This window comes from Nitrospira sp. (genome assembly GCA_029194675.1).
Taxonomy (GTDB): domain Bacteria; phylum Nitrospirota; class Nitrospiria; order Nitrospirales; family Nitrospiraceae; genus Nitrospira_D.
Genome location: JARFXP010000010.1, coordinates 15428 through 39440 on the forward strand (window position 1 = coordinate 15428; position 24013 = coordinate 39440).

Here is a 24013-nt window from a genome sequence, read left to right on the forward strand (position 1 = left end):
AATGTCTCCGCTATGACATCCGGTGCCGTAAAATCTCCCGCCCAATATCCAGTCCTGCGGAACTTGCAATTTTCCCCCATTAAGCAGGGGGACGATCAGCTGATCGTGCTGTGGGACCCCAGCGGCCTGAGCAGAGAGAAACTGGTTTTGCCGTTGAACTTTTTTTTCATCGTGCAACATTTCGATGGTGAACATTCCCTACAAGAGATCGGTGCGTTGTACCTGAAACGGTTCGGCGAGTTTCTGATGCCGAGTCACGTGGAACAACTGGTGGCGGATCTGGAACAAAAGCTGTTCTTGGAAGGGCCAAGAACCGAGTCGGCACGGCAACAGGCCTGTCTCGTCTATCGGCAACAGACAGCCCGACAGGCAGCTTTTGCCGGGCGTAGCTACGAGGCGGATAGCGCCAAACTGCGGAAGCAGATTGACGGCTTCTTCACATCAAGCGACGGGCCGGATTTCAAACCGTCGGAGCATCAGGGTAAGTTGATCAAAGGCCTGGTTGTGCCGACCTACGATCTCAAGCAAGCCGGGCCGGTCTATGCGTGGGGATACAAGGAGTTACAGGAGGCTCAACAACCTGATGTCTATGTTCTTATTGGGACCGCCCATGCGGGCCTTGAAAACCTCTTTGCCGTGACCGACAAGGATTTTGAGACCGCGCTCGGTGTGGTGTCGGTGGACCAGCCGATCGTGAATCGCCTCAAGGCGGTTGCGCCGGAGTGCTTTGAGGAGGATATCGCTCATCAGTCAGAGCATGCGATCGAATTTCAACTGCCGTTTCTTCAGACCATCATCGGCAAGCCTTTCACGATTATTCCGGTTTTGTCGTCGTTTTCCGCGTTGAGCCTGAGGGATCCAACTGTTCGGAACTCGGTGGATCGATTCCTCAGTGCCCTACGAGACACAATTGGTGTCTCCGGAAGGACCGTGTGCGTCATTGCTGCAGGGGAGTTGGCTCACCTCGGTCTCCGCTACGGCGATAGCGCTCCACCGACCGATTTTTCCTTCCACCGCTCGATGCAGCATGACTTAGAAATGTTGAAACAGGTCGAGGAACTTAAGCCGGATGGATTCGCGGGATACATTCAGAAGGAAAACGATCAACGCCGTATCTCCGGCTTCTCTCCTATTTATAGCTTGCTCCGATTAATCCAAGCCGAAAACGGCCAAGTCCTCCGCTACGATCGCGGCATCACCGATCAATACAACTCCACCGTCACCTACGCCAGCATGGCGTTCTTCTAATTCCAGATTTATCTCCTTCGTATGATCATCCCGGATTCCGCAGTAGAGTGGTTTTGATGTAGAGTAGGCGGCCAAATTCTCCTGTCCACAGAGGAGGTTGGCATGCGCGTCCGTCCAGCTCCCGCATCACCGCTCTATCCGAAGATTCGCTTTGCCTTCACGGACCATCCGATCACCGTCTGGGCCGGTGCGATTCTACTGCGGCTGTATTTCGAATTGATCGGGCTGCGCGCGGCACTTGCTCCGCTGCTGATCCCCTTTGCGAAGACCTCCAACAATCAGATTCCGACCGTGGACGTGCTGCTGGCCTGGTGGTATGGGCTGGCACTGGGCGCTGAACGTTTTGCGCACATGACCCGCTATCGGCGGGATCCACTGTTGCCACGGCTGCTGGGCCTGCCGCGGTTTCCCTCGCCCGATACGCTGCGGCGGTTCTTCTGTGGGTTTACGTACCGGCGGACCACCGAGGTATCGGAGGCCCTGATGCGGTTCTCCTTGAAGGCCATGCGACCGATTCTGCTGGGCCACACGCTGGATTTGGATTCGACCGTGTTCTGTCGGTATGGCGAGCAAGGTGGGAGTCTCAAGGGGCATAACCCGATCAAGCGTGGCCGCCCCTCCCATCATCCGTTGGTGGCGTGGTTGAGCGAGCGTCGGCGGCTCTTGTGGGCCACCTTGCGGGCGGGCCATGCAGGGACGGCCAACGGCGCACGGGAGTTTCTGGCGCAAGCGCTGACGCTATTGCCCGCCGGGCACCAGATTGGCCTGGTGCGTGCCGATGCCGGCTTTTTTGTCACGGCCTTCTTGCACTGCTTGGAAACCCGGGACTTGCCGTACATCATCGTGGCGCGGCTCACCCCGCTGGTGCGCAAAGTGGTGATTCACCGGATTCCGGAAGCCGACTGGCGGCCCGTCGCGCGGGGCATCGCGGTCGCCGACATGATGGCCACGTTGCTAGCCTGGCACGGACAGCCACGGCGGTTCGTGTGTCTGCGCCAGACGCTGACGGATCGCCCCGATGCGAGTGGGCGGCGGCTGATCGAGTGTCCGGGCTATACGTACCGCGTCTTCGTCACCAGTGTCCCCTTCGCCGCAGAACTGGTCACCCGAATGTACGCGGGCCGAGCCGACAGTGAGAACCGGATCAAGGAACTGAAGGAGGACTTGAGTCTCGACACGTTCTGTCTCCAGTCGTTCGAGGCCACCGATGCGGCCTTCCGCACGGGCTGCGTCCTCTACAATCTGCTCATGGGCTTTCGCGAGACGGTTCTGCCCTCGGGCTGGTTTGAGCGGCGGCTGCGAGCCGTGCGAGATCTGGTCTTCCTGGTCGGGGCGGATCTGATCCCCGACGCCCGACGGCTGCGGGTCCGGTTCGCGGTGCCCCCTGAGGAACGGTCCGAGTTGCTCCAGCGCCTGCGCACGCTTTCCGAGGGGCTGCCCATTGCGGCGCAGTTGGACTGGGACTTGAGTGCAGCCAAGAACGAGGATCACGCCCTCGCTCGCGCCCCCAATCCCTCCATGCCTACGATCCAACCATCACACCAGATGTCTGGGGCCTCCCCCTAATCGGATCTCTACTGCGGAATCCGGGATCATAGCAAGCGTTTGGCCTAAGCATTCACTCCGCCGCAGACCTCGCACGGCGTTCCTCGCAAAACCTTGGTCGCGCCTCCAACTACCTGGCTCGGTCCCATACCCAGAAGACCTCCAGCCTACCTCCTGGTTAGGAAACACCCTAATTACCTGACCCAGAGTTAGTGCCAAGTTCCGACGTTATAGATAGGGAATCCAGGTTCTCGGTGAACGATTCATGCCGTCCAGTGCGGCGACCTTGTAACATTCCGCCAACGTCGGGTAGTTGAAGACCGTATCGATAAAGTAATCGATCTTGCCATGAAAGGCCATGACGGCTTGACCGATATGGATCAGTTCCGTGGCGCCTTCGCCGATGGCATGAACACCGAGCAGATGTCTGGTGTGTCGGTGAAACAACAGTTTGAGCATGCCGGTTTCATCGCCGATAAGTTGTCCACGGGCGATTTCTTCGTAGCGAGCGATGCCGACTCCATAGGGCACCTCTGCCTCTCTGAGTTCTTCCTCGTTTCGACCCACCATGGAGATCTCTGGAATGGCATAGATGCCGTAGGGGAGGAGCGAGATGTCGGTACGATCCGGGTGGCCAAAGGCGTGACAGGCGGCATGGCGGCCCTGTTGCATTGACGTCGATGCCAAGGCGGGAAAACCGACGACGTCGCCGACCGCATAGATGTGGGGAATCGCCGTTTGGAAGTGTTCGTTGACAGTCAAGCGTCCCCGCTCGTCAGGTTTGAGTGCGACGGCGTGGAGATTCAGCGATTGTGTCGCCCCGACGCGCCCGATCGCATACATGAGTGTCGATGTGTGGACCGGACGGTTGTTCCGCAAAGTTACTCGGACGGACTTGTTCCATTCTTGCTTGATCGCGAGGACTTCTTCATCGTGATACAGCGTCACTCCCAAGTCTTTCATTCGTTGTTGGAGCGTTTCGATGATCTCATGGTCCACAAACTCCAACAGACGCGGCCGTTTATCGATCAGGGTGACGGGGATGCCCAAGGCGGCGAGCATCGAGGCATACTCCGTTCCGATCACACCGCCTCCGACGATCACGATGGAGGCGGGAATGCGCTTGAGGGTCAGGAGTCCGTCCGTGTCGATGATGGTGTGGTCGTCGAACGGAATGTGTGACGGCCGAGCCGGCTCCGTCCCCACGGCGATGACGATGAAGTCCGCCGTCAGCTCAAGCGCGCCACGATCTCTTTGAATGCGCAGGCGATGCGGATCGAGGAAACTGGCCGAACCGAAAAACATATCGACCTGATTCCGGGCCATCTGATTCTGCACGGTCTGGATCTCGTGCTTGATGACGTGGTTCGAGCGGAAGGCAAGGTCTTCGATCGAGATTTTCTTTTTTAAGCGGTACTCTTCCCCATAGAGGCTGCGTTGACGAAATCCGGAGAGATAGAGCACCGCTTCGCGGAGGGATTTGCTTGGAATGGTCCCGGTATTGATGCAAACTCCGCCGACGACCGTCTTCCGCTCGATGATCCCGACCTTCTTGTTCAGCTTGGCCGCCTGAATAGCAGCCTTTTGGCCGGCGGGTCCGGTGCCGATGACAAGTAAATCGTAATGAGCCATTGGTATGGGAGAGGTTCAGGCCGAGGCTCAGGTTGAGGCTGGATCATCCGCGCGCTCAACCCTCATCCTCAACCTTAGCTTTAAGCTGAGCATCCCACAAACTCAGCTCTCCGTCACCAATCGACGAGCAAATTGTAAAGCTTCTTCCATATCCGGGAGTTGCGTGAGTTCCGGGGTGACTTGAAGATAGCGAATGGTGTTCGTCTTATCGACCACCATGACCGCTCTCGTCAAAATGTGTGGGCCTTCCAGGAAGAGGCCATGGGTTTTTCCGAACTCGGCTCCTCGGTAGTCTGACAGGAAAGTGACATTGGCAATTTTGGCTTCTTGAGCAAACCGTTTCTGAGCGAAGGGCGTATCGACGCTCACGGTGATGAGTTCCACCATCCTATCGAGACCCTTATTCCGCTCGCTCAGAATATGCGTTTGTTGTTCGCACACAGGGGTGTCCAATGAGGGGACCACACTGATGACGCGGACTTTTCCCGCGCCTTTGGTCTGCGCGATGTTCACGAGAGATAAGTCGTTCTGCGCCACTTTCACGTCGCGCAGTACGTCGCCGACCTTCACTCCGTTGCCGGAAAGCGCCAGCGGGCTCCCTTTATATAAGACGCTGTTGCCTTCGCCTGCGACAGCGCTTCCATCCGCCACCGGCATCTTCTTGTAGGAAAAGCCGGCGCCGGTTGATCCTCCCATCGCCTGACATCCGGCGAGGCCAAGCGCAAGGCACAGGGTGCCGATGAAACCAGCATTGTCTATCCGCATCATACGCTCCTTTCTGAGGATCATGCGTGGGGATTCCTCCCACGCGATCTATTCAGGGTAATAGTTGAATATACGCGATCAACGATCGGTTCACCAGGTCCGGGCGTTCCCATTGCGGCATATGGCCGGCATCGGGAATTCTGACGAACTGGGATCCACGAATCCGATGGTGAAGTTCTTCACCCACGGCGAGAGGGAACACCCGGTCGTCTTCACCCCAGATAATCATGGTTGGGTGGGTGATGGAGCTGAGGCGTGGGGCAAAATCGGCTTCCCAGGAGGGGAGGGCGTTTCTCACGGCCATAATAGGTTTGATGGTGCCGGGGCGCCGGCGATTACGATTGGACCGTTCGATCACGGCCGGCGTCAGGAGGTTGTGGTCGTGGACGATTTCCTTCAAGACGGACTCGGTGACCAGCCCACCGAACAGCCAATTACCGAAGGAGACGAGCCAGGAAGGGGCTCGAGATTCCAGGGCTTGCTTGAATGAACGACTGGTGAGCTTGGCCAGGACATGAGAGGGTAACCCGTCGATGAGCACGAGTTTGTCGACACGGGTCGGATGGATCAATGTCATCCCAATCGCCAACCCAGCGCCCATGGAATTACCGATGAATGTGGCGTGAGGGATCTGCAAGGCGTCCATGAATCCGATACAAAAGTCCAACATCTGATCCGGTAAGTACTCAATGTCCGGCTTGTCTGACAATCCGGAACCGAGTAGGTCGAGCGTCAGGGTACGGAAATGTTCAGACAAGGCATGTTGCTGATGTTCCCATTGCCACATGGATCCGCCGAAACCGTGGATCAAGATGACAGGCGGACCTGTACCGACATCGAGATACGCGATCCGTTGATCATGCACGAGAACGGTGTTGATCGGAATGCGTTCTATCGGCGTCCGTTCTAACGTTTCGAAATATGACGGGATCTGTATGGGCTGGGCACAAGCGGTCATGAAAGACGATACGAGGCACAGGACGAGCAGCGCAAGTCGCTCTGGTCCGCATGATACGGAGATCGAGCCGACGCTGGAATTATTCCAGTTGAATGACCGTTTCATCCGTCTTCACATTGTCACCCTCGGCAGCCAAGATCGCGGCGACTCTCCCATCGATCGGCGCCGGCACTCGGCTTTCCATCTTCATCGCTTCGATAATCAACAGGGGATCGCCGGCCTTCACCCGATCGTCGACTGCAACCAGGATTTTCACCACTCGGCCCGGCATGGGTGGAGCCACATCACCCGCTTTCGAAGGTCTGGGACGTTTGGGTTTTCCTCTCGATTCAGTCTCTTGCGACTCCGGGACACCGGCAAGCACTTCTTGAATTGGTTCGAGCGACACTTCTTCGAGCTTATCGTTGACACGGATGTAGTAGGGCTTACGTCCGTCGATCTTACGGCCAGACCCCGAAACCTTCACATGATAGGTATCACCATGCACCGTCACATTGAATTCCACAGGCGCCAAGTGCAGCTCGTGGGCGATGGCGGGCCCTTTCGCCGACCCCAATTCGAGCGGTTCAGGGGTTAAGTCGCCTCTCTCGCGGTCTTCGAAAAAGTCCCGTGCGATGTTGGGAAACAGGACGAATGACAGCTGGTCCTCGATGCTCTGGGCCGACTCGGGCAGTTCTCTTTTGGCGTCGTCCAATTCCGGCTCCAACCGATCGGCCGGTCTGGTCTTGATCGGGGTTTCGTCGCCGGTTGCACGCGCCATCACATCGAGATCGACTTGGCCTGGCGCACGGCCGTAGAGTCCCAAGAAATAATTCTTGGTTTCGGTGGTGATGACCTTGTATCGCTCACCGGTCAGCACGTTGAGGGTTGCCTGGGTTCCGACGATTTGGCTGGTCGGGGTGACGAGCGGAGGATAGCCCATGTCTTTCCGCACCAGCGGAACCTCGTCGAGGACCTCCTTCATCCGGTCCAGGGCATTCTGTTCTGTCAGCTGGGCGGCCAAGTTCGACAGCATGCCGCCGGGAATCTGCGACATGAGGATCTCTGCATCCACGCCGGTAAAGTCGCTCTCGAACTGGCGATATTTGCGGCGAACCGTTCGGAAGTGCTCAGTGATCGGCTGGAACGATGCGAGATCCAGGCCCGTATCGTAGGGCGTATTCTGGAGTGAAGCAACCAGCGTTTCCGTCGCAGGGTGGGAGGTTCCTCCTGCCAACGGAGAGATGGAGGTATCGAGCATGTCGAGGCCTCCAAGGATCGCCATCAAAGAGGTCATGGAGGCCATACCGGACGTGTAATGCGAGTGGAGATGAAGCGGGACCTTGACGGCGGCCTTCAGCCGACGCACCAAATGGTATGCGTCGAGCGGAGCCAACAGTCCGGCCATGTCCTTGATACAAATCGTATCTGTTCCCAGATCTTCCAACCTCCTGGCCAAATCCACGAAACGGTCGATGCTATGGACCGGGCTGACGGTGTAACAGATGGTGGCTTCAGCATGTTTTCCGCAGGCTTTCACTTCACTCACGGCCCGATCGACATTCCGTACGTCGTTGAGGGCGTCGAAGATGCGGAAGACATCGATGCCGTTCGTGGCCGAACGTTCGATGAACCGCTCCACCACGTCGTCGGCGTAATGTCGATAGCCGACGAGGTTTTGCCCTCGCAACAACATTTGAAGCTTGGTGTTGGGCATGGCGGCCCGCAGGGCTCGGAGCCGTTCCCAGGGATCTTCTTTTAAGAAGCGCAAACAGGTGTCGAATGTGGCGCCCCCCCATACCTCAAGCGACCAATAGCCGACTGCGTCGAGCTTTTGTGCGATGGGCAGCATGTCTTCCGTGCGCATGCGTGTCGCCAATAACGACTGATGGCCGTCTCGCAGCGCGACATCCGTGATCAGGACCGGCTTGCCGGCGGCCGGGGTAATCGTGAACTCGCCGGGGAGCGCCGGGGTACTCTTGGCGGTCTTGATCGCCGGAGCAGGCGATCTGGTCTTTTTCTGCGGTTTCCTTGTCGGTGGTCGTCTCTTCGCCATGATGGTTAGTACATCCCTTCGGGAAGCAGCGGGGTTTGTTCGAATTAGAGCCCTTCGTAGGCGGCAATCGCAGCCGACAGCGCCAACACCAGATCCTCCGGTTGCACAAACTCGTGGTACGAGAACAATTCAGGGTGGGTGTCGAAATACGACGTGTCGAAACGTCCTGCAATAAAGTCCGGTTCCTGCATGATCGCTTCCATAAACGGGATCGTTGTCTTTACTCCGCGCAGCACATATTCTTCGAGCGACCGCCTCATGCGGCTTACGGCTTCTTCCCAGGTGCGGCCTCGAACCGTCAACTTGGCCAGCAGCGCATCATAGTAAGGTGGAATTGTGTAATCCTTGTAGACCGCACCGTCGATGCGGACACCGATTCCACCAGGAGAGAGATACGCCGTGATCGTGCCCGTGCAGGGCAGGAAATTGTTTTTAGGGTCTTCCGCATTAATCCGGCATTGGATGGCGTGGCCCTGGAGGATCACGTCCTTTTGCTGGATGCTGAGCGGCAGGCCAGCCGCGATCTTAATCTGATTCCGCACGATATCGATGGCCGTGATCTGTTCCGTCACCGTGTGTTCGACTTGGAGGCGAGGATTCATCTCGATGAAGTAGAACTTGCCTTCTTGATCGAGCAGAAACTCCACGGTTCCCGCGTTGTCGTACTTCACCGCGCGTGCGATGGCGATGGCGGCATTGCCCATCTCGTCCCGTAACTTCGGTGTGAGAATCAAAGACGGTGCGATTTCAATCAACTTCTGGTGACGTCTCTGGATTGAACAATCGCGTTCATTTAAGTGAATGATATTCCCGTGGCGATCTCCCAGTATTTGGAACTCGATATGGTGCGGCCGCTCGATATATTTTTCGATGAAGACGCTGCCGTCTCCGAAGGAAGCTTGGGCCTCGCGCGAGGCGGCGTCCATGTTCTCTCGCAGCTCATCGTCTGATCGGACCACGCGAAGCCCGCGGCCGCCGCCGCCGGCGCTCGCCTTGATCATGACCGGGTAACCCGCTTTTTTTGCGAAGGCCAGGGCTTCTTTTACACTGGTAATGGCCCCATCCGTGCCGGGCACGATCGGAATGCCGGCCGATTCGGCGAGCTCGCGCGCCTTGACCTTGCTGCCCATCAGGGTAATGGCGTGGGTGGAAGGGCCGATGAACGTAATGCCGGAAGCCTGGCAGAGCTCAGCGAACTCCGCATTTTCAGAAAGAAACCCGTACCCGGGATGGACAGCATCGGCGCCGATCCGTTTGGCCAAGTCGACGATCTGGTTGCTATCCAAGAAACCCTTCACCGGCCCTGGCCCGACCAGGTAGGATTCGTCCGCCTTCTTCACATAGATCCCGGTCGAATCCGCTTCGGAGTAGATGGCAGCGGTGGCGATGTTCAATTCGCGGCAGGCGCGGATGATCCGCATAGCGATCTCACCGCGATTGGCGATTAAAATCTTCTTGAACATGTCTCAGCCTGTCGGTTCTTGTGCGGAAAGGAATCCAGAAAAACGAACGCGTAAGCTAGCATAGGATCAGGAGGTCTGTCGAGGGAGGAAAGGGTAAAGCGCAGCTGGGACGGAGGCGATGACACAAAGGCTGAATCGCTTCTCAAGAGCGAATCAGAGTGCAGGATGTGCCAGGATTGCAAATGCAGGACGTAACTGAAAAAGTGTCTCTGCTTTAACTCGTAGATCCCCTTGAGAAGATCCGTTTCCATCATGGTTTTGAACGGGGATGTTCAGCGCCAGCTATCTTACGAAGGGCCAAGGCCATATTGCGATGTTCCCGCAGTTCATCGGATAACGTTGCCGGATCCTGTGCCATGAGTGGGGCGAGGTCATGGAGCATCGAGGCTTTGACTTGCTCCCATCCCTGGCCTTCGTGTACGGAGGCCAGGAACAAGCGACCGGCTGCCTGCCAGGTTTGGATATGATTCGGCCCCAGGACTTCCCGGCTGAGCTGCAGCCCTTCTTGTAGCAGAGATCGTGCGGCAGCAAAATCGCCCTGCGTAATCATTATTGACCCAAGATTATTCATTGTGAGCAATGTTTCTGGGTGTTTGGCGCCGAGCTGATTTCGGCGCAGTTGGAGTACACGCTCCATCAATTCTCGCGCTTCTGCGAGCTTGCCTTCACCATGCAATGCGGCAGCCCGATTATGAAGGAATAGCAGATTCTCCGGAAGGTTCTCGCTTGATGAGGCCTTTAACGAATGTTCAAGATTCTCCGCACCTGCCGTGTCCTTCAGTGCGCGCAGGGTCACCGCTAGATTGCTTATCGCTGCGAGCGTCTCAACGTGCTCCGGGCCAAGTAGTTTTCGGCGCCCTGCCACGACGCCTTCTTGCAATGGGCGCGCATTGGCGAAGTCGCCGCTGGTCGCCATGGTTGTGGCTAGATTATTCGCCGCTGTCAACGTATCTTCGTGTTCGGTCCCCAATATATGAATACGCATCGCCAGCACCTGCTCTTGTAGCTCCCGTGCCTGCGCCAGCTGCCCTTGTTGCGCTAGCACAAGCGCCAAATCGCTTAACGCCGTCAGGGTGTCCGGGTGGCCCTTGCCCAGCGTGCGGCGGCAGATTTCTACCCTTCGCTGGTTCGTCTCCCATGCGTCAGGCAAGTCGCCCTTCAGACGCTGCATTCTCCCACGATAGAGCATGAAACCGAGCGTTACACGATGCTCGGGCCCGGCAGTGGCGCGACTGTATGAGACTAAGGCATTCGCCGAAAGAAGCGCGCTCGCGTAGTTGCCGTGCTGAGCGTCATAGATGTAAACGGCGTCCAGTAGTCGAGCTTGGGCCAATGTTGCGTGGACTGGGTCTGCCATGGCAGGTGCTAGCACTGCGCGCGCATGGGCAATGAGATCCCCGATGTTCCCATGCAAGCGAGCCTCGAAAATATCGTTCCCTAACAAGCGTTCAACCGCTGGCAGAGCACATGTGTACAGCATGCCCAGACGCCCGACATCTTTGTCGCGAAAGCGCATGGTGCGCGAGACTAGCGTATGCACCAGCAAATGTCCTGGCGAGGTCTCTCGTGCAAGGGAATGTGCGGCCACTGCGGACATCGCGATGTCGGCCACGTCCTGAGCCTTGATTGTGTCCAACTTATCGGCAGTGCTGAGTGTTTGTGCGACCAACAATCTCGATAACGGTGCTGGTGCCAGTTGTGCTGCCAGCCGAAGCACATCTTTCGCATCTGGAGTCAGCGCGTCTACACTCGTGAGTAAGGTCTGCGACAGATTGAGATTGGCCTTGTCACGATGGGGTAGCGTTTGACCGCGGGCTGCCATGAGCTCTGCCGCAAAGTCCAAGGCATCGCGTGTGGGAGAATTCACTTCTTTTTGGAATGCGACATAGCCACGAGTCCGTGTCGCTACGGCTGCCAATTCCAGCGCGAGCGCGTGGCCACCAAGATCGGCCACCAGTTGACGCGCCGCGTCGTGCTCTGTGTTGCTATTAGGCTGGTGCGAGTGGGTGAGAAGTTGAAATGCCGAAGTCTCATCTAGTGCGCCGACTGTGACTTGGCTGCCGGCCCAATTGTCAGCCTCACTACGCGTGGTGATCAGGGTATGTCCATTGGTACTCGGTGCTAGCCACGGCTGGACCTTTTGCCAGGCTAAGCCTGTTGGTAAGTCGTCGACCACCCACAGATAAGGTTCACCTGTTTGGAGTTTGAGTCCCAGCGCCGTATGAATCTGCACCGGTGTACAGTCCGTGGTCTGTATGCCATGCGCAAGAGCAAAGTCGATAATCTGACTGTCGCGCAAGGCTTCATGCTCTTCCGGCGTGGTCGCATGAACGGCATCGTGACCCATGGCACGGAGCCAGTAGATTCCACCAGGATAAGCTGCGCCGAAGCGCAATGCATACATTTCCGCAGTCAATGATTTGCCCGATCCTCCGACGCCTACGAGTCGTACCAACGGTCTCTCGTGACTATTGGCAATGATTGGCATATCTGCCCGCTGGAGACCAAAATGGATCTCCCACATCTCGCGTAACCGACCGAAAAAGCGGTTAGAGCCGTTGCCGTTGATAGGGCCGTACCATTGTGGTCGTATTCGCTGAACAATATCTCCAAGTGTTCCGGAGAGCTTTGCAACGTGTCCGGCAATATTCTGTGTGAGGGTTTCGACTGCGTCGGCATCTTGTGGCGATGCAGCGTACAGGGCATCACGCAGTTCGACAGGCTGAATGTGGCTGTTCGTGGTGTGCGGATTCACCAGGAGGACCCGTCGACGTGGATCGCCCTCATGTTGTGCAGATGTGAAGGCATGGGTGAGTTCCCATTGGCAGGCGAGTGACTCTGGATAGGTTGTTGAGTACCAGGCGAGCAGTACTTTTGACTGGGCCAAGCCATCCTCGATACCTCGCTGAATGCTGGAGAACGCCTCGATATGACTTTCATCGAACCACACACGTAGGCCTGCGGCACGCAAGGCTTGTACTACCTGACGGGCGTTCGTAGCGTCGGCATGTCGATAACTGAAGAAAACATCAAACATGAGCGCCCTCCTATAGGGTCATATGTATTGTTCATTCAGTTCTGTGTGCAACAGCGTGACCAATGAACCTGTCATCACGGCGGCGTACGTGTATGTCGACCTAAAATGCACTGTACTCCTTTTTGCAAGAAGCGTCGTCCCCTCTGGCCACTTTGGAGTTCTGCCCGGTGTCGCCCGGTTGGAGAACTATCCAAGCGGGTCGCTACGGAGGTGCCATTTGTGTACAATGCGACAGTTTATACGTAAGATGTCAGGCAGAATCTTTTCTGGCTGACCAGTGACGGTCAGCCAGCGTTGAAGAGAAGGCTGCTTTCATGCTCAGGAGAATGATTGCATCGATGGTGTATCGATGTGAACCAACCGATGGCCGCATGTCGTCCCACCAGGTTTTCATCCAACAGAACAGGCGCCGATGGTCGTGCGAAGGTATGAGACTATTCCTCGGCATTTTCCTGCTGGTAGGCTTCCACTCCACTCCAGCCTGGAGTGAAAATCCTGCCCCTTCGGTGCATTGGGAAAGTACGGCATTCGCAGACCAGTATTCCACGTTTACGGGGGGACTCACTCTCAATCGATTTACCCCGATCGATGGGTTGGGGAACAAGTATGACTCCACGGTGGAGAATACCCTCGGCTTCAATCTGATCTCGTTCAGCTGGACCCAACATTGGGGTGGATTCTTGCAGGGCTGGAGTACCAATCTGACGGCCGGGATCAGCCCGACCGGGGACGAACCCAGTCAATTTTTCCAGAATAAAGTCGTGCATCAGCTTCGCCAACTGCCGACTGTACCGACGGTAGACCCTCGTCGGGAAACCGATGTGATGATCGATGGCTCTGTGACAAGGTGGTTTCCCTTGTTTCGGCCAAAGGTCATATTCGTGGGTGGAGGCTTTTCCGTCGGTACGATCTATCAACAGGGGTTTCTTCGCGCCGGTGTCCGGCGGATGCCGATCACGCCGGCTCTGTATCATAGTGAAGAGTGGGGCGATGTGAGCTTGCGGGCATCGGCCTTGGGACGGATCAGTTATCAAGACAACGGGCCGCGCTCCATGCCGTGAGAAACACCGCAGGGCTCGTGCAGCCCTCGATCGCTATTGGCCAGTACCGGATGACTGAGAATGGCGAAACCATTCCCACATGGGAAATCGAATTCGCCCTCATGTGGGACTCCGGGATTTTTGTGAATGTGGGGGGCGTGAGCCAGAAGCAGTTTGCCTGGTCCATTGCCGGCTCATTCGGGCCGGTCCGGTTCGAAACGTGGAACGATAGTATGGGAAACATCGCGGAGCGCGGCTTCGGCCCAACCTACGGCGCGACACTGACTCTCGACGTCCTACGAGTCTGGAACATCATCCAATGCCTCCGATCGAAGTCCTCCGCTGATTCGACGGCCTCGTCGTAAGATTCCTCACTTGGCCTAACGAACCGGAAAAGAAATAATAATCCCTCCCATCACATCATAGAGTTTGTAGTCCCGCTTTGCGCTCAGAGGATGATTGTTGTGGCATGCGACACAAGCCATCGAGACGGCCCGATCTGCAAAAATTGCCTTGAAATAACGTCTATCACCTTCAGTAATGATTCCCGTATAGGGTTTCCGGGGATTCTTTGCCACCGCTTCCAAGCCCGCTCGTTCGAACTGATCCACCGGCCCGTTCTTCGTGTAAATTGGGCCTAAGCTGCTTAGGCGGATATGGAGACCGAGGCCTAACCCCTGAACCTCCTGACCCGCCATCTGGAGGAATTGGGCTGGCAGAGGCAGCGCCCCCTTTTCTTTCCAGTCTTCCGCCGCCACAGTGACCTTGCGATCCTGCAGCTGCTCCACGACATGGGTGGAATAGATGCTCCGATCGACCTGAATGACTGCATGAATGTATTCTGCCACCAACTCCGGGGGGATTCCCTCCGGCTCTCCGGCCTGCGCAACATTCACGGAGACACCTGCAAGCAGAACGGCCAAGAGTTTGCCAAGGATCTGTCCAGCTACTTTCTCGATCATGGCAACCCTCCTTCCTCGCGCTCGCATGCAGGACTTGCTCACACGCTCATCGCCTCTACGAGGTCATTGCATCAATCTCGGCTATTTTGTCAGCACGTAAAGTTTTCGATCCTGTCAATATGACTTGGAGCTCCTGAGATCCCGTTACTTGGATGGTTGTTTCGCATCCAAGATAAAGATCTCGCCGCGCATGGTGTCACTCAGTAATTTCCCGTGAAGATTGCACCAGAAATGAAACCGCTCAAAGCTCGCTTCAGGGACACTAAAGCGGAGCATGACGCGATCTCTTGGTTCAACCCGAACTCCGAAGGCAGTGAGCGTATAGACGATGGTCGCGTGGCCTGAGATCTCCATGTCTTCCGCCTTCATGAGTAATGGTGAGACGAACTCATGCGCGACCTCATCCTCATTCTGGAGCAGGATGGCGAGGTCCATCCCGACTGGTAAGGAAAAAGCCGGGTTCGGTACAGAATTCTCAAGTGGTCCGCCCTTGACCACATGAAAGGCCTTGTCTTTCATCACGACGACGACATCCGGTTCATAAAGCAGCTCTTCGGCCGAGCCTATTCCGCTCATCCATATCCCCACTGCGAACAGGATGGCGAGTGCGATCAATCGCGATGGTGACGGCACTTTTTACCTCTTTTTTTCTCAACGGATGTACTCCGTGGAGAAGCTCATGCCTTCAGTGTGTGTGAGCAACGGATCGCGTAAAAGAAATCAGGTCGCCCGCGTCGATCGGATGATCCGGCGTCGGGCGACCTGAACCGCCATCGCTTCAGCCGCCGCCGATTCCACTGGTCTCTATGATCGCCAATTCCCCGCGCATTGCTTGTCCATGCTCCTTCCCATGGACATTGCACCAGAAGACATCATAGATGGTTGCTTTGTCGCCATATTGATCCAGCTTGGCGACAGGGGCGGTAAACTCAAGAGTCACGGCTTGCCCCGGATCGATGCGAATCCCTGAAGCTCGGGCGGTCTTGACCACTGTCGCGTTGCCCGAGATGCGGAATGGGACATCGCGGAACAGTGTAGACATGAACTCGTGCGCCACAAGATCCCGGTTGAGAAGTTTAATGACCACCGGCATCCCTGCCATGAGAGCAAACCCACGGGCTGTCCCACCTTTTGTGATTTGAAAAGTTTTTTCGCTGATATCAATGACCACGTCAACTTCGCTTGGGACGAAAGGTTCGGGAGGTGCGGCCTTTGCCCAGTAGTCACGGACCTCCGAGACCGAAATAAGGTTTGCGGCCTGGTACGTAGGAGGGGCCATCTCCCCAAGCTGATTCTTGTTGATCAGCAACGCCACACGAGGTTTGTTGGGCTCCGGCCATTCTTGTCTCATCGCGGTTCTGGGCACGGTCATCATCTGCCCGTCTCCTTCTAGCTCGATCAGTCCATACTCGGTCCCTATTGTGGTGTCGGTCAGTGTTCCTGTGAGATGGCCGACCGGGTGACCATCCTTGGTATATACGGGATAGTGCGACCCCGCTTTGAAGGAAAGCACCCCATCATTGGGCATGTAGCCTTCCCATCCCTGAGGCAGTCCAAGGTTGACCGTTTCAGGAGCTGGAGGCGCATCAAACCGGATGAGGCTCGCGCTACCGAGATCTGTGACCTCGACCTTCACAGTGTCCCCTCGGATAAATGGGCAGTCCCCCATTCGAAAACCGGTGCCAGGCTTCGATTCCACTTTCACTTCCTTGCTGCCGGTGCGAGTCGGGCAGATCAGGTGAGTGTCTTCCGTGACTGCAACGCGAACTACCTCGCCCGACGCCTTCCTGATCCAGTAAGCATTCCCTTCGACCTTGACGATATATCCGTTCAACATGTATTCGGCACCACTAACCGTCACTTGCGCCTTATCCTCAAACGATCCGGCAGTCGCTGTCGCAGCCAAGGCGAGCGCGACAACAACTCCTCCTAAGATGCCGATGTAATGCATGGCGATCCTCCTTGCTATAGGTTATCTTGCTGAATCTGCTGACACCATGTTCTCTTCTGCCGTCGCACGGCTAGACCCATCAAGTTGTGAAACATCGTTGACTGATAAGAACGGGATTCCGAGGTCGAACCAGATAAATTGGCGATTAGATCACTGAGGTATCGGGTCGAGGCAGAGAGAGAAACGAGAGAGCGCAAAAGGAGGGGAAATGGCATCGGATCCCCCTCGCGAAAGGATTGGATGTTTAGCCTACTCCTTAGCTGACGGTGATGCAAGTGGCGCATCACCCTTTCTCGCTGTCTCCCTGAAAAGGAAGTAATTGGGGAATGGCTTCTGGCCGAGCCTCCTCTTTCTTCCTAGCCAGGAACAACTTCCGGATGTACCAGACATAGAGCAGCGACAGCAGCGCGAAGTTGGTGATGAGAATACCTGGCGTCATCCATTGCCAGCCATCGACTTTCCAGTCAGAGAGGGGCCACAGTACCGGCGTCGGGAAAAAGGCGTACGAATGCAAAGGCACGTCGGCCAGGACATGGAGTCCCCACGCTCCCAATTCCCAGACCGGTCGTTTCAGGAAAAGCCATGCCAGGAAAAAGACGGTGAGAAATATGACGAAGCTATGAGTGTAATTATAGAGATGATGGACATATTGAGGAATGGTCGACTCCGGGGGAGTGCCGTGACTGAAATCGGGCTTCGGCGAGAAGCCGAATGCGGCAGCCACGTACAGGACCCCGAATGAAAAAAGATCAGGGGCCATCCCGATGCCGAATGCCAGTCCGAAACTCGATCGGCTTCTTCGACCGAACGCAATTGAACCCCAGAGACCATGTGATACGAAATCCATAAGATCCTTTCGCAGACGTCCAGCGACGATAGTTTATCACGGGCGCACGGCTGCCCCTATGGCAAGAATTAGGTGGAGATTTTTGCCCAAAAGGCTGTAAACGTTCCAATACGGGAATGCTTAGACGAGGTCGCAGACTGCAACGGCATCGGCCGACCAGTCGGAAGGTCGGAAGAATTGGGCTGCCGAATAATGCTACAACCGCTCCTTATTGGTCTGTCGACATTCCTATCTCAACCACACCACTTCCGTGGGACCGTCCCCCCTCAAAGAGAAGGCAGAACAGTTCCGATCCATTGCTACACTCGGCGCGCAGACCATTACGTAACGATTTCTCTTGCTCGCTGAGTCGACAGAACAGTGGATCGCATGAACAATTCCGGACCGCAACCGGCGCATAACACTTCCGCTGCTTCTGTGAATGGGGTGCCAGCCGACAACGGCTTGATCTGCCTTCTCATCATCGCTCGATTTCATGATCTTCCCGCCGATGGTTCGCAACTGCGGCATCAGTTCGCATGGTCCGGGCAGGTTCTCTCCGATGCCGACCTCCTGCGTGCCGCAAAGCATGTGGGACTCAAGGCCGGCCTACTCAAGACCGCATGGAGCAAACTCCAGAGCACACCGCTGCCTGCCATGGTCAAGCGAATCGATGGCCGCTATGTCGTACTGGCGAAGGTGGAAGAAGAAAAGGCACTCGTCCAGGATCCGGCCGAAGCACGGTCGCTCGTGCTTTCTCGTGAGCAATTCGAAGCGACATGGACCGGGGAACTGTTGCTCTTTACCAAACGAGCCCATGTCCGTCTCCAAGATCTCACGTTCGACTTCACCTGGTTCGTCCCTGCCATCGTCAAATACCGGAAGTTTTTCGGTGAAGTGCTGATCGCGTCGTTCTTTCTTCAGCTCTTTGCCTTGTTGACGCCGCTCTTTACACAAATCGTCATCGATAAAGTACTCGTACACAAGGGGTTCACGACGCTCCATGTGTTGGCGATCGGCATGATCACACTGGCGATCTTCGAAGCGATTGTAGGCGGGCTCCGAACCTACTTGTTTTCGCACACGACGAATCGAATCGATGTTAGTCTCGGGGCCCAACTCTTCCGGCATATCCTGGCGCTTCCGATGTCTTATTTTGAAGCCAGACGCGTCGGCGATACGGTCGCCCGCGTCCGTGAGTTGGAGCAGATCCGCCAATTCTTGACCAGCCATTCCGTGACAGTGGTGCTGGATGTCGTGTTCACCACCGTTTTTCTGACGGTCATGTGGATATACAGTCCTACGCTTTCGCTCGTCGTCATGGTTTCGCTTCCGGTCTATGCGTTGCTATCGATAGCCATTACTCCTGCCATCCGAGCGCGCTTGCATGAAAAGTTCAACCGAGGGGCCGAAAACCAGGCGTTCCTAGTCGAGGCAATCAGCGGGATCCAGACCGTCAAAGCCATGGCGGTCGAACCGCCGCTTGTGCGGAGATGGGAAGAACAACTGGCGGGCTATGTGCGGGCAAGTTTTCGCGCGACGAGCGTGATGATGATAGCCGGTCAATCCGCGACCTGTGTACAAAAGGTGACCACCGTCGCGGTGCTGTGGCTGGGGGCCTATCGTGTAATCGATGGAGATCTGAGTATCGGACAGTTGATCGCATTCAACATGCTGTCGGCACAAGTGACAGGGCCACTTCTACGATTGGTAACCCTCTGGCAAGAATTTCAACAAGTGGGCATCTCTATGCAACGCTTGGGTGATGTGCTTAACGCTCGGCCCGAACCATCCTATAACCCCAATCGAACGACGTTGCCTCAGGTTATGGGGCAGGTACGATTCGAGGAAGTCACGTTTCGGTACCGACCGGATGGGCCGGAAGTCACTCGGAAGATGTCATTTTCCGTGGAGGCGGGGCGCATGATCGGTATCATCGGACGTTCGGGGTCCGGGAAAAGCACCATCGCCAAATTGCTGCAACGTCTCTATGTGCCGGAGCGGGGGCGCATTTTGGTGGATGGAGTGGACTTGGCGCAGGTCGATCCTGCATGGCTGCGCAGGCAAGTGGGAGTCGTGCTGCAGGAGAATGTTTTGTTCAACGGCTCGGTCCGAAGCAACATCGCGCTGACCGATTCCGGGTTGCCGATGGAGCAGGTGATCCGGGCAGCAAAAATGGCTGGGGCCCACGAGTTCATCCTGGAATTGGCGGAGGGCTACGACACGTTGATCGGCGAGCACGGATGTACGCTCTCAGGCGGGCAGCGCCAGCGGATCGCCATTGCGCGGGCGTTGGTCGCGAATCCTCGCATTTTGATTTTCGATGAAGCGACCAGCGCATTGGATTATGAATCCGAAGCGGTGATCCAACGGAACATGGCGCAGATCTGTAAGGAGCGTACGGTCTTCATCATTGCACATCGGCTGAGTACGGTGCAGCATACGCATCGCATCTATGTCGTCGACAAGGGAGAGATCATCGAGGAGGGATCGCATGATGAACTCCTTCGTCGTGATGGCTTCTATGCGCGATTACAGGTGCATCAGATCGGCAAGGGATAGAGGACTCTCAGATGGCCTTCGGAGCGTTCGGCAGACATTGGACGGTGTGGAGGGCGGCGTGGCAAGCAGAATCAAGCCGACCAGGCGGTTCGGCTGGTTCCGACAGACAGGCCATGGAATTTCTACCGGCGGTGTTGGAAATCCAGCAGATTCCCCCATCCCCGATCGGCCGAGCGCTGCTCTGGACCATATTGGCTGTCTTCACTGCGGCAGGGTTGTGGGCCGCCTTCGGGTGGATCGATATTGTGGCTACGGCGCAAGGCAAGATCATTCCCAGCGGCTACTCGAAAATCATCCAGCCGTACGAAGCAGCAGTGATTGCCTCAATCCATGTGCAGGACGGACAGGCAGTGAAGCAGGGCGATGTGTTGATCGAGCTTGATTCGACCCTTAACCGTGCCGACTATGACCGGGCATTCAACGAATATCTCGCGACGAAAGTGGATACGGCCAGATTGCGGGCTCTGATCAAAGGGCAAGCCACTTTCGAGGCACCTACCGATGCGGATGGAGCCTACGTCGGGCTGCAACAACAGTTGCTACGTGACCAACTGGCCGAGTACCACGCCAAGGTTGCTGCGTCTCAGCATCTTGTAGATCAGCGCATGGCAGCGATCGAGCAAACTAGAGAGAATATTCTCCGTTTGGAAGCGACAGTACCCATGGAGGTTGAACGAGCGGAGGTCTACAAAAGGTTGCTCGAACATGAGGCAGTCAGCAAGATGGACTTTCTACAAGCAGAAGAGCATCGGATCGACAAGGTGCAGGAACTCGCCGGCCAAAAGAAGAAACTCCAACAAGATCAGGCCGCGCTCGCCGAGGCGGAAACGCAACATCGGGCTATGATCTTGGAATTTCAGCAGACGAAACAGGCAGAACTGTCGGCTCATGAAACCAAAGCGGCCTCTCTTGGGCAAGAGGTCACGAAGGCTGGTCAAAAGGCTGGTTTGCAGCGACTGACCTCGCCGATCGACGGCGTCGTGCAGCAGTTAGCCGTGCATACCGTCGGTGGCGTCGTCACTCCGGCTCAGCAGTTGCTTATTGTCGTGCCTCAAGACCGTCCGATCGAAGTGGAGGCGCAAGTCAAAAATAAAGATGTGGGGTTTGTGCGGGAAGGACAGTCGGTTGAGATCAAGGTCGAAACATTTCAATTCACCTTGTATGGTACGATCCCCGGCCACGTGCTGACGGTTTCCGACGATGCGGCTCCCGTCGAAAAAGTCGGACTGGTGTACCCAACGAGAGTCACCATGGACCGGTCGACCATCCAAGTGGAAGGTAAACAGGTCAATCTTTCGCCCGGTATGGCGGTGACGGTTGAAATTAAAACCGGTCAGCGCCGGATCATCGAATATCTACTGAGTCCCTTGCTGAAATCCGTGAAAGAAAGCCTGAGGGAGCGGTAACGGCGGAGAAATCGTTCAATCCTCTATGCTTCTATTTGCTGACGTTGGGGTGTTGGGCCGTTACAGATTCATGAACAACCACGGCAAGATGTGGTTCATCTGGTTCGCCACTTCATCAATTTGCGGCTGTTGAGCAGCTGATTTTGGTATCCGATGCCCACCTTGCTTGTGCGTTGACTTGAAGTAACTTGTTTCATGCGGTCTTTTCAGTATTCTGGTGCCGCTCCTGTCGTCAACCTCCTTGCCGAATTCATCCAAAAAGGCCTCGGAATTACATTACCTTACCTTGACTTGATCGAGCCCTTCACTCACACTCGCCCTATGTACGACCGGTCTGAGAGTGACCTCTTGCGCATCTTGGCCGATCGGGCAGGGATTGCTGCCGACTACTACGACATCGCCGGAACGCACCATGTGACGACGGACGAGACGCGACGGGCCATCTTGGCTGCCATGAATCTGCGGGTTGGGAATCGGGAAGAACTCATTGAGGAACTCGAGGCGTGGGAAAATCGTTGGTGGCTACGAGGCTGCGAACCCGTCCATGTGCTTCGGTTGGGACGGGACGCCGGTGCCTGGTCTTGGTACAGGCCCTGTGAGAGCTCGGACGAGTCGGCTTTGCAGGTCCGGTGGTCACTTTGTGCGGAAAACGAAGGAACGTTATTTGACAGAACGGAGGGGCCTGGCCTCAGAGTCGAAGAGACCCGCACGATTCAGGAACGTAGGTTTGTTCGCGTCTCGCTGTCGTTTCCGCAAGACCTGCCGCTTGGCTATTACACAGTCAAAGCCTATTCGAAGGGAGGCGGCACGAATGCGGAATCTACGTTCCGCCTCATCGTCGCGCCGGAGCGCTGTTACATTCCTGATGAACTACAGCAGGGTGTTCGATGGTGGGGCGTGGCCTTGCAGCTCTATTCATTGCGGAGCCATCACAATTGGGGGGTCGGCGATTTTCGAGATCTTGGCGCCGTCATCGAATGGGCAGGAAAACGTCTGGGGGCTGCGGTGATCGGGCTGAACCCGCTCCACGCTCTAAAGAATACCAAGCCCTATCATATTAGTCCCTATTCACCCACCAGCCGTCTGTTTTTGAACGACTTGTATCTCGATATCACCCAGGTTCCAGAGTGCTGGACGAGTCCTGATGTGCAACGCCTGCTTGCCGACCCCTCATTTCGCTCCCGGATCGAAGCGGCTCGGCGGTCTGAGTTGGTGGATTACGACGCGGTGAGGTCGACGAAACGCGAGGTCCTCGAGCTCTGCTATCGGACATTTCTTCAGGACAACTTCGAAGGTGTCGAACCGGAGTTGACACCAAAGACCGATCGGGGAAGAAGCTTCCATCGCTTCACGGAGCGGGAAGGGGAGTCCTTGGCGCACTATGCGCTGTTTCATGCCCTTGAGGAAGAGCGGCAATCCGCGCAATCGCCTCCGGTGGTCTGGGCCGATTGGCCGGAGCCCTACAGAACTCGGAAATCGGACGCCCTGGAGGAGTTTCGGCGTCGGCAGATGCCGCGGGTACGATTCTTTCAATATCTGCAATGGCTGGCCGCTGAACAGTTGCTTGAGGCGGTGAGGAAGACACATGAGGCTGATATGCCGATCGGCTTGTACCATGACTTTGCTCTGGGAAGCGATCGCGACGGCGCCGATGGGTGGCTGCATCAAGAAGTCCTGGCGTACAAGGCCGATTGTGGTGCGCCCCCCGATGCCTTCGCCCCCGAAGGACAGAATTGGGGATTTTCTCCACTCGATCCACTGCGTCTGCGCACGAGCGGTTACCGGTACTTTATCGAATTACTCCGCAATAATCTCCGCTACGGCGGTGCCATACGGATTGATCACGTCATGGCGCTTTTCCGGCTGTTTTGGATCCCTCGTGGTCTCCCGCCCTCGATGGGGACGTACGTGCATTACCAGGATGACGAACTGCTGGCGATCTTGGCGTTGGAAAGCGTGCGAGCGAAGGCAGTGGTAATCGGCGAGGATCTGGGAACCGTTCCCGACTGGGTGCGTGACCGACTTGTCGCAGCTGGCGTCTTATCGTACCGAGTCTTGTATTTTGAGCGAGACCATTGGGGAGGGTGGAAGCCTCCGGCTCATTATCCCACTCAATCCCTTGCCGTCGTGACAACCCACGATCTTCCGACGCTGCGCGGCTATTGGGAAGGCGTGGATATCGAAACGCGATCCGCACTGAGTCTTTTCCCTTCGGAGAACGCTCAAAAGGCGATGTGGGCGGAACGGCATCGAGAAAAAGCAGGGATTCTCGTTGCATTGAAGTCGGAAGGACTCCTGCCCTCTGGAGTACCTGATGATCCGACTCAGGTACCGATCATGACGACTGAGTTGATGGAGGCGATTCATCAGTATCTGGCCCGCACCCCCGCCTGGGTTGTCTTGGCCAACATCGATGATGTCATCGGCACCCGATGCCAGGCCAATCTACCGGGAACATTGGACCAGCACCCGAATTGGTGTCGGAAGTTGAGTCTGACGGTGGAGGACTTGATCCAAGACTCCCGATTTGAACGACTCGCGTCTCTGTTGCGTTTGACTCGCCCGCTTGTGTAAGTACTTCGG

The 24013-nt window shown here is 56.3% G+C and carries 17 protein-coding genes; 7 read left to right on the top strand and 10 right to left on the bottom strand.

The genetic code is table 11. From position 1 onward, the window contains the following. Nucleotides 1-12 precede the first annotated feature (12 nt). Together amrB and P0120_23850 are read left to right on the top strand one after the other, a co-directional pair. Nucleotides 13-1248, top strand: coding sequence for an AmmeMemoRadiSam system protein B (gene amrB, locus P0120_23845; GenBank protein ID MDF0677342.1), 1236 nt, complete (start codon nucleotides 13-15; stop codon nucleotides 1246-1248). A 102-nt stretch (nucleotides 1249-1350) separates the two neighbouring features. After that, entirely contained in the window at nucleotides 1351-2814 is a 1464-nt protein-coding gene (locus P0120_23850; GenBank protein ID MDF0677343.1) for an IS1380 family transposase, read from the top strand. A 207-nt stretch (nucleotides 2815-3021) separates the two neighbouring features. On the opposite strand, the gene sthA is transcribed toward P0120_23850, so the two are convergent. The 6 genes from sthA to P0120_23880 all read right to left on the bottom strand — a co-directional run bounded on the left by sthA (nucleotide 3022) and on the right by P0120_23880 (nucleotide 12683). After that, nucleotides 3022-4425 (bottom strand): Si-specific NAD(P)(+) transhydrogenase, encoded by a 1404-nt coding sequence (gene sthA / locus P0120_23855; GenBank protein ID MDF0677344.1) that lies wholly within the window; start codon nucleotides 4423-4425, stop codon nucleotides 3022-3024. A gap of 102 nt (nucleotides 4426-4527) precedes the next feature. Then, nucleotides 4528-5214, bottom strand: coding sequence for a thiol peroxidase (gene tpx, locus P0120_23860; protein MDF0677345.1), 687 nt, complete (start codon nucleotides 5212-5214; stop codon nucleotides 4528-4530). 28 nt (nucleotides 5215-5242) lie between these two features. Then, nucleotides 5243-6253 (bottom strand): alpha/beta hydrolase, encoded by a 1011-nt coding sequence (locus tag P0120_23865; protein ID MDF0677346.1) that lies wholly within the window; start codon nucleotides 6251-6253, stop codon nucleotides 5243-5245. After that, the gene (gene oadA / locus P0120_23870) at nucleotides 6228-8183 is read right to left on the bottom strand and encodes a sodium-extruding oxaloacetate decarboxylase subunit alpha (protein MDF0677347.1); all 1956 of its coding nucleotides are present in this window, start codon (nucleotides 8181-8183) and stop codon (nucleotides 6228-6230) included. The genes P0120_23865 and oadA overlap by 26 nt, the downstream gene beginning before the upstream one ends. A gap of 44 nt (nucleotides 8184-8227) precedes the next feature. Beyond that, nucleotides 8228-9646 carry an acetyl-CoA carboxylase biotin carboxylase subunit gene (gene accC / locus P0120_23875; GenBank protein MDF0677348.1) on the bottom strand — a complete coding sequence of 473 codons (1419 nt, stop codon included), beginning with the start codon at nucleotides 9644-9646 and terminating at the stop codon, nucleotides 8228-8230. 250 nt (nucleotides 9647-9896) lie between these two features. Continuing rightward, nucleotides 9897-12683, bottom strand: a complete 2787-nt coding sequence (locus P0120_23880; GenBank protein MDF0677349.1) for a toll/interleukin-1 receptor domain-containing protein — start codon at nucleotides 12681-12683, stop codon at nucleotides 9897-9899. A gap of 428 nt (nucleotides 12684-13111) precedes the next feature. Here P0120_23880 and P0120_23885 point away from each other — a divergent pair, with 428 nt between their 5' ends. Both P0120_23885 and P0120_23890 read left to right on the top strand, forming a co-directional pair. Beyond that, nucleotides 13112-13744, top strand: a complete 633-nt coding sequence (locus tag P0120_23885) for a hypothetical protein (GenBank protein MDF0677350.1) — start codon at nucleotides 13112-13114, stop codon at nucleotides 13742-13744. A gap of 17 nt (nucleotides 13745-13761) precedes the next feature. Then, nucleotides 13762-14088 (top strand): hypothetical protein, encoded by a 327-nt coding sequence (locus P0120_23890; protein MDF0677351.1) that lies wholly within the window; start codon nucleotides 13762-13764, stop codon nucleotides 14086-14088. A gap of 15 nt (nucleotides 14089-14103) precedes the next feature. Here P0120_23890 and P0120_23895 read toward each other — a convergent pair whose 3' ends face one another. The 4 genes from P0120_23895 to P0120_23910 all read right to left on the bottom strand — a co-directional run bounded on the left by P0120_23895 (nucleotide 14104) and on the right by P0120_23910 (nucleotide 17483). Beyond that, nucleotides 14104-14685: a DUF3365 domain-containing protein gene (locus P0120_23895; protein ID MDF0677352.1), complete on the bottom strand. Its 582-nt coding sequence runs from the start codon at nucleotides 14683-14685 to the stop codon at nucleotides 14104-14106. Between the two features lie 144 nt (nucleotides 14686-14829). Continuing rightward, entirely contained in the window at nucleotides 14830-15318 is a 489-nt protein-coding gene (locus tag P0120_23900; protein MDF0677353.1) for a hypothetical protein, read from the bottom strand. A gap of 145 nt (nucleotides 15319-15463) precedes the next feature. After that, complete coding sequence (locus P0120_23905) at nucleotides 15464-16636, bottom strand: hypothetical protein (protein MDF0677354.1); 1173 nt, start codon at nucleotides 16634-16636, stop codon at nucleotides 15464-15466. Between the two features lie 283 nt (nucleotides 16637-16919). Continuing rightward, complete coding sequence (locus tag P0120_23910; protein MDF0677355.1) at nucleotides 16920-17483, bottom strand: hypothetical protein; 564 nt, start codon at nucleotides 17481-17483, stop codon at nucleotides 16920-16922. A gap of 369 nt (nucleotides 17484-17852) precedes the next feature. Between P0120_23910 and P0120_23915 the strand changes: the two genes are divergently transcribed. The 3 genes from P0120_23915 (at nucleotide 17853) to malQ (ending at nucleotide 24004) form a co-directional block, all read left to right on the top strand. Then, nucleotides 17853-20024, top strand: coding sequence for a type I secretion system permease/ATPase (locus P0120_23915; GenBank protein MDF0677356.1), 2172 nt, complete (start codon nucleotides 17853-17855; stop codon nucleotides 20022-20024). An 11-nt stretch (nucleotides 20025-20035) separates the two neighbouring features. Next, complete coding sequence (locus P0120_23920) at nucleotides 20036-21430, top strand: HlyD family type I secretion periplasmic adaptor subunit (GenBank protein ID MDF0677357.1); 1395 nt, start codon at nucleotides 20036-20038, stop codon at nucleotides 21428-21430. A gap of 195 nt (nucleotides 21431-21625) precedes the next feature. Continuing rightward, nucleotides 21626-24004, top strand: a complete 2379-nt coding sequence (gene malQ / locus P0120_23925) for a 4-alpha-glucanotransferase (GenBank protein ID MDF0677358.1) — start codon at nucleotides 21626-21628, stop codon at nucleotides 24002-24004. Nucleotides 24005-24013: the final 9 nt, after the last annotated feature.

What these genes read in the sequence shown, in the direction of transcription:
- accC (MDF0677348.1), bottom strand. Translation starts at nt 9,646, where the DNA reads ATGTTCAAGAAGATTTTAATCGCCAATCGCGGTGAGATCGCTATGCGG.
- oadA (MDF0677347.1), bottom strand. Translation starts at nt 8,183, where the DNA reads ATGGCGAAGAGACGACCACCGACAAGGAAACCGCAGAAAAAGACCAGA.
- P0120_23865 (MDF0677346.1), bottom strand. Translation starts at nt 6,253, where the DNA reads ATGAAACGGTCATTCAACTGGAATAATTCCAGCGTCGGCTCGATCTCC.
- P0120_23920 (MDF0677357.1), top strand. Translation starts at nt 20,036, where the DNA reads ATGGCCTTCGGAGCGTTCGGCAGACATTGGACGGTGTGGAGGGCGGCG.
- sthA (MDF0677344.1), bottom strand. Translation starts at nt 4,425, where the DNA reads ATGGCTCATTACGATTTACTTGTCATCGGCACCGGACCCGCCGGCCAA.
- malQ (MDF0677358.1), top strand. Translation starts at nt 21,626, where the DNA reads ATGCGGTCTTTTCAGTATTCTGGTGCCGCTCCTGTCGTCAACCTCCTT.
- P0120_23915 (MDF0677356.1), top strand. Translation starts at nt 17,853, where the DNA reads ATGAACAATTCCGGACCGCAACCGGCGCATAACACTTCCGCTGCTTCT.
- P0120_23905 (MDF0677354.1), bottom strand. Translation starts at nt 16,636, where the DNA reads ATGCATTACATCGGCATCTTAGGAGGAGTTGTTGTCGCGCTCGCCTTG.
- P0120_23885 (MDF0677350.1), top strand. Translation starts at nt 13,112, where the DNA reads ATGAGACTATTCCTCGGCATTTTCCTGCTGGTAGGCTTCCACTCCACT.
- P0120_23880 (MDF0677349.1), bottom strand. Translation starts at nt 12,683, where the DNA reads ATGTTTGATGTTTTCTTCAGTTATCGACATGCCGACGCTACGAACGCC.
- amrB (MDF0677342.1), top strand. Translation starts at nt 13, where the DNA reads ATGACATCCGGTGCCGTAAAATCTCCCGCCCAATATCCAGTCCTGCGG.
- P0120_23850 (MDF0677343.1), top strand. Translation starts at nt 1,351, where the DNA reads ATGCGCGTCCGTCCAGCTCCCGCATCACCGCTCTATCCGAAGATTCGC.
- tpx (MDF0677345.1), bottom strand. Translation starts at nt 5,214, where the DNA reads ATGATCCTCAGAAAGGAGCGTATGATGCGGATAGACAATGCTGGTTTC.
- P0120_23895 (MDF0677352.1), bottom strand. Translation starts at nt 14,685, where the DNA reads ATGATCGAGAAAGTAGCTGGACAGATCCTTGGCAAACTCTTGGCCGTT.
- P0120_23910 (MDF0677355.1), bottom strand. Translation starts at nt 17,483, where the DNA reads ATGGATTTCGTATCACATGGTCTCTGGGGTTCAATTGCGTTCGGTCGA.